The organism is Thiohalocapsa sp. (genome assembly GCF_022340605.1).
GTDB lineage: Bacteria > Pseudomonadota > Gammaproteobacteria > Chromatiales > Chromatiaceae > Thiohalocapsa.
The window spans coordinates 58,783-68,969 of record NZ_JAJDNQ010000142.1 but is presented as its reverse complement, the minus strand read 5'-3'; the positions used below and the strand labels follow the sequence as shown (position 1 = coordinate 68,969).

Annotated in this window: 7 protein-coding genes; 6 read left to right on the top strand and 1 reads right to left on the bottom strand. The window is 68.3% G+C overall.

Going from position 1 to position 10,187, the window contains the following annotated elements; genetic code table 11:
- Nucleotides 1–189, top strand: a 189-nt coding sequence (locus LJE69_RS17845; protein WP_296927383.1) for a hypothetical protein, incomplete at its 5' end; no start/stop codon positions are given.
- A gap of 34 nt (nucleotides 190–223) precedes the next feature.
- On the opposite strand, the gene ppsR is transcribed toward LJE69_RS17845, so the two are convergent.
- The gene (gene ppsR / locus LJE69_RS17840) at nucleotides 224–1,636 is read right to left on the bottom strand and encodes a transcriptional regulator PpsR (protein WP_296927382.1); all 1,413 of its coding nucleotides are present in this window, start codon (nucleotides 1,634–1,636) and stop codon (nucleotides 224–226) included.
- Between the two features lie 394 nt (nucleotides 1,637–2,030).
- Between ppsR and bchF the strand changes: the two genes are divergently transcribed.
- The 5 genes from bchF to bchL all read left to right on the top strand — a co-directional run bounded on the left by bchF (nucleotide 2,031) and on the right by bchL (nucleotide 10,165).
- The gene (gene bchF, locus LJE69_RS17835; protein WP_296927381.1) at nucleotides 2,031–2,585 is read left to right on the top strand and encodes a 2-vinyl bacteriochlorophyllide hydratase; all 555 of its coding nucleotides are present in this window, start codon (nucleotides 2,031–2,033) and stop codon (nucleotides 2,583–2,585) included.
- A 77-nt stretch (nucleotides 2,586–2,662) separates the two neighbouring features.
- Nucleotides 2,663–3,904 (top strand): ferredoxin:protochlorophyllide reductase (ATP-dependent) subunit N, encoded by a 1,242-nt coding sequence (locus LJE69_RS17830; RefSeq protein WP_296927389.1) that lies wholly within the window; start codon nucleotides 2,663–2,665, stop codon nucleotides 3,902–3,904.
- Nucleotides 3,905–3,913: 9 nt separating this feature from the next.
- A complete protein-coding gene (gene bchB / locus LJE69_RS17825; RefSeq protein WP_296927380.1) occupies nucleotides 3,914–5,482 on the top strand; it encodes a ferredoxin:protochlorophyllide reductase (ATP-dependent) subunit B in 1,569 nt (522 codons plus the stop codon).
- Nucleotides 5,457–9,215, top strand: coding sequence for a magnesium chelatase subunit H (locus LJE69_RS17820; protein ID WP_296927379.1), 3,759 nt, complete (start codon nucleotides 5,457–5,459; stop codon nucleotides 9,213–9,215). The genes bchB and LJE69_RS17820 overlap by 26 nt, the downstream gene beginning before the upstream one ends.
- A complete protein-coding gene (gene bchL / locus LJE69_RS17815; protein WP_296927378.1) occupies nucleotides 9,212–10,165 on the top strand; it encodes a ferredoxin:protochlorophyllide reductase (ATP-dependent) iron-sulfur ATP-binding protein in 954 nt (317 codons plus the stop codon). The genes LJE69_RS17820 and bchL overlap by 4 nt, the downstream gene beginning before the upstream one ends.
- Nucleotides 10,166–10,187 lie beyond the last annotated feature (22 nt).

Genomic DNA, 10,187 nt, shown 5'->3' with positions numbered 1-10,187 from the left:
GACTGGGGCAGCGACTGGGGCAGCGACTGGGGCAGCGACTGGGGCAGCGACTGGGGCAGCGACTGGGGCAGCGACTGGGGCGTCGATCACAATCCGTTCACCCATGTGGGAGCGCCGTCCTCGGCGCGACGGGCGTCCAGTCGCGGCGAGGACGCCGCTCCCACGGGACAAAGGCGGTGGCCTCAATGACGATTGAGGCCGCGCAAGGCCGGCTGACCGCGGATCATTCGCCTTCGGGGCCGGGCTCGCTGAGGCCATAGCGGCGGAGCTTGACGTACAGGCTCTGGCGGCTCAGGCCCAGTAGCTCGGCGGCGGAGGCGCGGTTGTCGCCGGTGAGCTCGAGGGCCGCCTCGATGCACAGGCGCTCGATCATGTCCGTGGACTCGCGGACGACTTCCTTCAGCGGCACCCGGCCCACCAGCTCCGTCAGGTGCTCGATGGAGCTCGGCAGTGCACGCTCGCCGCCGGCGTCCGCGGACACGCGTCTGTCCACGTTGCGGATGATGAAGCCGAAGCTGGGCTGGTCGCCGTTGTGGATGGAGACGGCGGAGATCTCCACCTCGCTGCTGGCGCCGAGCTCCGAGCGGATGCTGGTGGCGAAGAGCCGCACCGCGCCGTGCTGGCGCAGGTTGGCGATGAGCACGTTCAGGTCCACGCCGGGACGACCGAGCCAGCGGTCCAGGGTCTCGCCGCGGGCCTGGTCCTCGTTGGTGAGCTGCGCCAGGTCCAGGAAGGCGCTGTTGGCACTCAGGATGCGGCCGTCCTGGCCCGTCAGCACGATGCCGTCCGGGGCCTTTTCGACCATGCGGGCAATCCGCGAGCGCGGCTCCGGGGCCTGCTGCGTACGTCCTTCCGAGTCCACCGGCGTGAGGCGCAGCAGGATCAGCGATGCGCTCTCCTGGCGCACCGGCGCCCCGCTCACCTGGAACTCGGTGCCGGAGCGCAACCGTGCGCGCACGTCGTTGGCGCGTCCGGCGGCGCGGATGCCGGCGATCAGCGACTGGATGGCGCGGGTGCCGGCCTCGTCGAAGCCGTCTGGGAAGGTGCGGCCCACCAGGCGCCGGGAGTCCGCCGCCAGCAGCAGTGCCGCCGCCGGGTTGGCCTCCACCACCTTGCCGGTGTCTGGGTCCATGATCAGGATCGCGTCCGAGGCGGAGCGAAACAGCAGCCGGTAGCGGGTCTCTAGCTGCCGCAGCCGCCAGTAGTCGCGCTCCAGTGACTGCTGGGCATCCACCAGCCGCTGCTGCAGTGCGGCGATGCCCTGCAGGTTGCGACCGATGGCGATCAGGTGGCGGGCGTCGAGGCGCGCGACGAAGTAACGCACCGGCAGTTCGGTGCCGCTCTGAGAGATATGGTCCACCTGCTGCCAGTTGGGGACGGTGGCGTCGGTGGATGCCTGCTCCAGCAGATCCTTCACCCGTGGACGGCTGTCCGCGGTGACGGTGTCGGCCCAGCGCCGGCCGATCCAGTCTTCGGGTACATCGGAGGACAGCTCTTCGCTGCCATAGGCGAGGTCGCGAATGGTGCCCTCGGCGTCCAGGATGATCGCAATGTCCGCTGCTGCGGCAAGCAGGGCGGCCATCGTATCGCTACCGATGTCGCCAAGTGCCGCCTGCGGCGCGTCGAAGGGCTTCACGATCGCTATCGACCCTGTGCTAGCGCTGCAGCGCACGGCCGCAGCCCGCGGAATGACCGCGGTTGGATACCGCCGGTCGGCCGGTTCCTCGTCAGCAGGCCGACGGTGCGGCGCTCACGCGGCATCCTATTCCGCGCAATTCATGGGGTTAAGCCGCCGCGAGCGATGCGTTGCATCAAAGGAGCTTCTGCTGCGTTTGCGATGCCTGCTGCGGGCCGGGCAAAGATTCGCGCAAGCGCAGCCACGCTCGGGTGCGGCGACACCCCTATTAGTTAGACGCGGAGCAGGGGAATGTCAAGTTCGGTTTACGTTAAGCCGAGTTGACAGCAGGGGGGAAGGGGACTAGATTCGTCAATACACCGAGGCACGCTCAGTTCAGTGAGAGGGGAGGGTAATGCGTCACCGCCAGGCGCGGCATGACCGGCATCAACCGCTTTACACGCCAGCGGAGCGCGAGCGACGCGACAGCACCGTGTGGACGCTTGTCCAGGGTGTGCTGGCGCCGCTCCAGTTTCTCGTCTTCCTGGTGAGCCTGATATTGGTGCTGAGGTATCTCGCCACCGGCACCGGCGAGACGGCGGCGACGGTCTCCATCGTCGTCAAGACACTCATCCTCTACACCATCATGATCACCGGCTCCGTCTGGGAGAAGGTGGTCTTCGGCAAGTGGCTGTTCGCGCGCCCCTTCTTCTGGGAGGACGTGTTCAGCATGCTGGTGCTGGCGCTGCACACCGCTTATCTGGGTGCGCTCTTCACCGGCTGGCTGCCGGTGCGCGGCCAGATGCTGCTCGCGCTGGCGGCCTATGCGGCCTATGTCATCAACGCCACGCAATTCCTGCTGAAGCTGCGTGCGGCGCGTCTACAGCAGGCCCGCGAGGACGCGGTGGCCGCCCGTTCCGCGCAAGATACGGGGCAGGCGCCGGCGCAAGCTCTCGGAGGCGCCGAGTGAGCGGCGCTGGTGCCCCATCGGCCGGCGCTGCCGCCGACGCGGCGCGCTGCGCGCAGGCGGGGGAGAGCGGCGACGGCCTGACCGTTCTGCACGAGCGCGGCCAGCGGCAGGTGTTCTGCGGTCTTGCCGGCATCGTCTGGCTCCACCGCAAGATCCAGGACGCCTTTTTCCTGGTGGTCGGCTCGCGCACCTGCGCGCACCTGCTGCAATCCGCCGCCGGCGTCATGATCTTTGCCGAGCCGCGCTTCGCCACCGCCATCCTCCAGGACCGCGATCTCGCCGGCATGGCGGACTGCAACGACGAACTGGACCGCGTGGTGAGCGAGCTCTTGGCGCGGCGCCCGGACATCGGCACCCTGTTCCTGGTGGGTTCCTGCCCGTCCGAGGTCATCAAGCTGGACCTCGACACCGCCGCCGAGCGCCTGACCCGCCAACAGCAGGGCCGGGTGCGCATCCTCGCCTACTCCGGCAGCGGCATCGAGACCACCTTCACCCAGGGCGAAGACACCTGCCTCACCGCCCTGGTGCCGCAGATGCCGGCGTCCGACGAGCCGGCGCTGCTGGTGGTCGGCACCCTGCCGGACATCGTCGAGGACCAGTTCCGCCGGCTGTTCGACGCCATCGGCTTCGGGGCCATCGGGGCGCCGGTGCATTTCCTGCCGGCGCGCCACGCCGCCGAGCTGCCGCCGGTGGGCGCTGGCACCAAAATCCTGGCGGCGCAGCCTTTCGTCGGCGAGACGGTCGCGGCGCTCGGCAAGCGTGGTGGGTCGCAGATCGTGGCACCCTATCCCTTCGGTGTGCAGGGCACCCGAGCCTGGCTCGGCGCCGCCGCCGCCGCCTTCGGTATCGCGCAAAACAAGGTCGATGCCGCCTGCGAGGCGTCCATGGCCCGCGCCGAGCGCGGTCTGGCGCGCTATCGCGAGCAGCTCGCCGGCAAGCGCATCAGCTTCCTGCCCGACTCCCAGTTGGAGATCCCGCTCGGTCGCTTTCTGGCCCGCGAGTGCGGCATGGAGCTGGTGGAGCTGGGCGTGCCCTACCTGGATCGGCGCATGATGAGCGCGGAGCTGGAACTGCTGCCGGCGCCGCGGCGCCTGAGCGAGGGGCAGGACCTCGAGGCCCAGCTCGACCGCCTGCGTGCCGACCGCCCGGATCTGACCGTCTGCGGCCTCGGTCTCGCCAACCCGCTGGAGGCCGAGGGGCTCACCACCAAGTGGTCCATCGAGCTGGTGTTCTCGCCGGTGCACGGCTTCGACCAGGCGCCGGACCTGGCCGAGTTGTTCGCCCGCCCGCTGAACCGCCGCGCGCGGCTCGCCTTCTGAGGTCCGGTCATGCAACTCACCGTCTGGACCTACGAAGGGCCGCCGCACATGGGCGCGATGCGTATCGCCGCCTCCATGCGCGACGTTCACTGCGTGCTGCATGCGCCGCAGGGCGACACCTACGCCGACCTGCTGTTTACGATGATCGCGCGCAACGCGAAGCGGCCGCCGGTGACTTATACAACGTTCCAGGCTCGCGACCTCGGCGGCAACACGGCGGAACTGGTGCAGCAGACCCTCAAGAACACGGTGGAGCGCTTCCGGCCCCAAGCTTTGTTGGTGGGCGAGGCCTGCACCGCGGAACTGCTGCAAGACCAGCCCGGCGCGCTCGCCATGGGCATGGGCTTCGACATCCCCGTCATCCCTCTGGAGTTGCCGGCCTATACGCGCAAGGAGAACTGGGGCGCCGCCGAGACCTTCTTCACCTTGGTGCGTGGTCTGCTGCGCGGGCGCCCGGTGCCGGAACGCGAGCGCACGCCTGACCGCGCACCGCGCGCCAACCTGCTCGGTCCGACCGCGCTCGGCTTCCGCTGCCGCGACGACATCACCGAGGTCACCAAGCTGCTCGCCTCGGCGGGCGTCGAGGTCAACGTCGTCGCCCCGGCCGGCGCCTCACCCGCCGACCTGCTGTGCATCCCGGAGGCGGACTTCAACGTCTGCCTGTACCCGGAGATCGCGCACGACACCTGCGCCTGGCTGGAGCGCATGTTCAAGCAGCCGTTCACCCACACCGTGCCCATCGGCGTCGGTGCCACGGTGGATTTTCTGCGCGAGGTGGGCGAGCTCGCCAGCATCGATGTCGGGCCGGCCATCGCCGCAGCACAGACGCGGCTGCCGTGGTACTCGCGCTCGGTGGATTCGACCTACCTGACGGCCAAACGGGTGTTCATCTTCGGCGATGCCACCCACGCCATCGCCGCCGCGCGCGTCGCCACCGAGGAGCTGGGCTTTGACGTCGTCGGTCTCGGTAGCTACTCGCGCGAGTTTGCCCGCGAGATGCGCGCCGCTGCCGAAAAGTACGGCATCGAGGCGCTCATCACCGACGACTACCTGGAAGTCGAGGCCAAGGTGCTGGAGCTGGCGCCGGAGCTGGTGCTCGGCACGCAGATGGAGCGCCACATCGCCAAGCGCGCGGGCATTCCGTGCGCGGTGATCTCGGCGCCCGTGCATGTGCAGGACTTCCCGGCGCGCTATGCCCCGCAGATGGGCTTCGAGGGCGCCAATGTGCTCTTCGACACCTGGGTCCATCCGCTGATGATGGGCCTGGAAGAGCACCTCATCACGATGTTCCGTGAGGACAGTGAGTTCCACGACGAGGCTGCACCGTCGCATCTGGGGCCCGCCGCAAGGCGGGGCGGTGCTGAATCCAGGGCCGAGGCGACCGCCGATGATGCGCCGGCGGACGCGAGCGATGACGAGCTGACGTGGGAGACGGATGCGGAGCGCGAGCTGCGCAAGATTCCCTTCTTCGTCCGTGGCAAGGCCCGTCGCAACACAGAGCGCTATGCCCGGGAGCGGGGCTTAGCGACGATAACAATCGAGACACTGTACGATGCCAAAGCCCACTTCGGCCGCTGACAAGACTCCCGTCAACGTTGTCATCGTCACGCTGGACAGCCACCTGGCCGGCGCGGTAGAGCGTGCGCGCCCGTTGCTGCGGAAAGAGATGCCGGGGCTGAATCTGGCCCTGCACTCGGCAGCGGAATGGGATGAGGACCCGAAGCTCCTGGAGGAATGCAAGGCGGACATCGCCCAAGGCGACATCATCCTTGCCAGCATGCTGTTCATGGACGACCACATCAAGGCGGTGCTGCCGGCGCTGCAGGCGCGCCGCGACCACTGCGATGCGATGGTCGGCTGCATGTCCGCGGGCGAGGTGATGCGCCTGACGCGCATGGGCAAGTTCACCATGGACGGCTCCCAGAGCGGACCGATGGCGATCCTCAAGCGCCTGAGGGGGAACAAGGGCGGCAACAAGCACAGCGCCGAAAAGAACGCCACCGACGGCGCCCGGCAGATGGCCATGCTGCGGCGCATCCCGAAGATCCTGCGCTTCATCCCCGGCACCGCCCAGGACGTGCGCTCCTATTTCCTGGTGCTCCAGTACTGGCTCGCCGGCTCCGACGAGAACATCGCCAACCTGGTGCGCCACCTGGTGGGCCGCTTTGCGGACGGTGCGCGTGCCGGGCTGCGCGGCAAAGTCAAGTCCGACCTGCCGGCCGAGTATCCGGAGGTGGGCGTCTTCCACCCGCGCCTGAAGGGCCGCATCACCGGCCAAGCCAACAAGCTGCCGTCCAAGAAGAACGCCAAGGGCACGGTCGGCCTATTGGTGATGCGCTCCTACGTGCTGGCCGGCAACACCGGCCACTACGACGGCGTCATCGACGCGCTGGAGGCCAGGGGGCTCAGAGTCATTCCCGCCTTTGCAAGCGGCCTGGACGCCCGCCCGGCGGTGGAGAAGTACTTCCTGCGCGACGGCAAGCCCTGCGTGGACGCCGTCTGCTCGCTGACCGGCTTCTCGCTGGTAGGTGGTCCCGCCTATAACGACGCCGCCGCGGCCCAAGAGGTCCTGGCGCAGCTCGACGTGCCCTACCTCGCCGCGCACCCGGTGGAGTTCCAAACCCTGGAGCAGTGGCAGGCATCGGATCGCGGCTTGATGCCGGTGGAGGCCACGATGATGGTCGCCATCCCCGAGCTCGACGGCTCCACCGGCCCCATGGTGTTCGGCGGCCGCTCCGCCGAGGCGCCGTCGGATCATTCCCGCGACATGCAGTCGCACCCCGAGCGCGCCAACGCGCTGGCCGCGCGCGTCGATCGACTCATCACCCTGCGCAAGACGGCCACGGCGGAGCGCAAGGTGGCGCTGGTGCTGTTCAATTTCCCGCCGAATGCTGGCAACACCGGCACCGCGGCCTACCTCGCCGTGTTCGCATCGGTCTTCAATACCCTGAAGGCCATGAAGGCCGAGGGCTACCACGTGGACCTGCCGAAGGACGCCGACGAGCTGCGCGAGCGCATCGTCAACGGCAACGGCGCCCAGTTCGGTGCGCATGCCAACGTCTTCACCCGCATCCCCACCGACGACCATGTGCAGCGCGAGCCCTACCTCGGCGAGATCGAGGGGCAATGGGGACCGGCGCCGGGCAAGCAACTGTCGGATGGCGCGTCGCTGTTCGTGCTCGGCGAGCAGTTCGGCAACGTCTTCGTCGGTGTGCAGCCCAGCTTCGGCTACGAGGGCGACCCGATGCGGCTGCTGTTCGACAAGGGCTTCACGCCGACGCACGCCTTCAGCGCTTTCTACCGTTTCCTGCGCGAGGACTTCGGCGCCAACGCCGTGCTGCACTTCGGCACCCATGGCGCGCTAGAGTTCATGCCCGGCAAGCAGGCGGGTCTGTCCGGGGCCTGCTGGCCGGACCGGCTCATCGCCGACCTGCCGAACATGTACCTGTACGCGTCCAACAACCCATCCGAGGGCACCATCGCCAAGCGCCGCGCCGCGGCGACCCTGGTGAGCTACCTGACGCCGCCCATCGCCAACGCGGGGCTGTACCGCGGGCTGGCGGACCTCAAGTCGTCCATCGAGCGCTGGCGCACCATGGGACCGGATGCGCCGGTGGAGGAGCGCAACGAGCTGGCTGCGCTGATTCAGGCGCAGGCGGCCGAGGTGGACCTCGCCGAGATGGCGTCGGACAACGAGCCGGAATGGAACGCCGAGTCCGAGGCGCGCATCGCCCGGCTGAACGACGAGTTGCTGGAGCTGGAGTACACGCTGATTCCGCACGGCCTGCACGTGGTGGGCGAGCCGCCGAACGCCGAGGAGCGCGTGGATCTGCTGATGGCGGTGGCCGAGGGCAAGACCGACGGCTGCGAGGCGCGGGCGGTGAGCCGTGAGGCCGTGGCTGCGCTGGTGAACGGCGGCGCCCCGGCGCTGGCGCTGCAAAAGGGCGGCATGCAGGTCACCGACGCCAACCTCAAGCTCATGACCGACCTCGCCCAGTACGACAAGCTGATGTGCGAGGACCACGAGATCCCGGCCATCCTGCGCGCGCTGGAAGGCCGCTTCGTGCGCCCCGCGCCGGGCGGCGATCTGCTGCGCACGCCGGAGATCCTGCCCACCGGCCGCAACCTGCACGGCTTCGATCCGTTCCGTCTGCCGAGCATCTTTGCGGTACGCGAGGGCGCCAAGCATGCCCAGCTCCTGCTGGACCGGCACATTCAGGACGGCAACGCGCTGCCCGAGTCCATTGCCATGGTGCTCTGGGGCACGGACAACCTGAAGACCGAGGGCGGCCCCATCGCGCAGGCACTGGCACTCCTCGGTGCCAAGCCGCGGCTGGACAGTTATGGGCGCATCTGCGGCGCAGAGCTGATGCCCTTGGAGGAGGTCGGCCGCCCGCGCATCGACGTGGTGATGACCCTCTCCGGCATCTTCCGCGATCTGCTGCCATTGCAGACCAAGATGCTGGCGGAGGCGTCCTATCTCGCCGCCACCGCGGAGGAGCCGGTGGAGCAGAACTTCGTGCGTAAGCACGCGCTGGAGTATCAGGCCGCCCATGGCTGCGACATGGAGACGGCGGCGCTGCGGGTCTTCAGTAATGCCGACGGCGCCTACGGGTCCAACGTCAACCATCTCATCGACAACAGCGGCTGGGACGACGAGGACGAGCTGGCCGAGACCTACACCCGCCGCAAGTGCTTCGCTTACGGGCGTTCCGGTGTGCCGGTGAAACAGTCCGAGCTGCTCAAGTCCGTGCTGGGCGATGTGCAACTGGCGTATCAGAACCTGGATTCCGTCGAACTCGGCGTCACCACGGTGGACCACTACTTCGACACCCTGGGCGGCATCAGCCGTGCCGTCAGCTCCTCCCAGGGCAAGGACGTGCCGGTCTACATCGGTGATCAGACCCGCGGCGATGGCAAGGTCCGCACCCTGGCCGAGCAGGTGGCGCTGGAGACCCGCACCCGCATGCTGAACCCGAAGTGGTACGAGGGCATGCTCAAGCACGGCTACGAGGGCGTGCGCGAGATCGAGGTGCACATCACCAACACCATGGGCTGGTCCGCCACCACGGGGCAGGTGGCGCCCTGGGTCTATCAGCGCATGACCGAGACCTTCGTGCTGGACGAGGAGATGCGCGAGCGCCTCGCCGCGCTCAATCCGACCGCCTCCGCCAAGGTGGCCAACCGACTGCTGGAGGCGCACGAGCGCAACTACTGGCAGCCCGACGCCGCGACGCTCGAGGCCCTGCGCCGCGCCGGCGAAGAGCTGGAAGACCGGCTCGAAGGCATCACCGAGGGGGTGGCGGCATGACCCTGGACGATCTCCCAACCACCATCTTCGGCGGTGGCGGCAGCGCCGCGCCGGGCCGTGCCGAAGCCAAGCCCAAGATCGATCCGCGCCTCGATGGCGAGGGCAGCCTTCAGGTGCAGCTCGACCCCGACGTGAACATCGGCAAGGCCAAGGTCTTTGCGGTCTACGGCAAGGGCGGCATCGGCAAGAGCACCACCAGCTCCAACCTGTCCGTGGCCTTCTCGAAGCTCGGCCAGCGGGTGGTACAGATCGGCTGTGACCCCAAGCACGACAGCACCTTCACGCTCACCAAGCACTTGGTGCCCACGGTCATCGACGTGCTGGAGTCGGTGAACTTCCACCCGGAGGAACTGCGCCTCGACGACTTCGTCTACGAGGGCTACAACGGCGTCATGTGCGTCGAGGCCGGCGGCCCGCCCGCCGGCACCGGCTGCGGCGGCTACGTGGTGGGCCAGACGGTGAAGCTGCTGAAACAGCATCACCTGCTGGAAGACACCGACGTCGTTGTTTTCGACGTGCTGGGTGACGTGGTCTGCGGCGGCTTCGCGGCACCCCTGCAACACGCGGACCGGGCGCTCATCGTCACCGCCAACGACTTCGACTCCATCTTCGCCATGAACCGCATCGCCACCGCGATTCTGGCCAAGGCGAAGAACTACAAGGTGCGCATCGGCGGCGTCATCGCCAACCGCAGCGCCGAGACCGACCAGATCGACCGCTTCAACGATGCAGTCGGCCTCAAGACCATGGCCCATCTGCCGAACCTGGACGTCATCCGTCGCTCGCGGCTTAAGAAGGCGACCCTGTTCGAGATGGAGCGCTCGCCGGATGTCGAGCTCGCGCAGCAGCAGTATTTGCAGCTTGCCGCGGCGCTGCTGGCGGGCACCGAGCCCCTCGCCGTCAACCCGATGCGCGACCGCGACCTGTTCGACTTTCTCGGGTTCGATTGAGCGCTTTGGCTGAGCCACCCAA

Coding starts and splice junctions, on each gene's coding strand:
- bchL (WP_296927378.1), top strand. CDS start 9,212: ATGACCCTGGACGATCTCCCAACCACCATCTTCGGCGGTGGCGGCAGC.
- LJE69_RS17820 (WP_296927379.1), top strand. CDS start 5,457: ATGCCAAAGCCCACTTCGGCCGCTGACAAGACTCCCGTCAACGTTGTC.
- bchB (WP_296927380.1), top strand. CDS start 3,914: ATGCAACTCACCGTCTGGACCTACGAAGGGCCGCCGCACATGGGCGCG.
- bchF (WP_296927381.1), top strand. CDS start 2,031: ATGCGTCACCGCCAGGCGCGGCATGACCGGCATCAACCGCTTTACACG.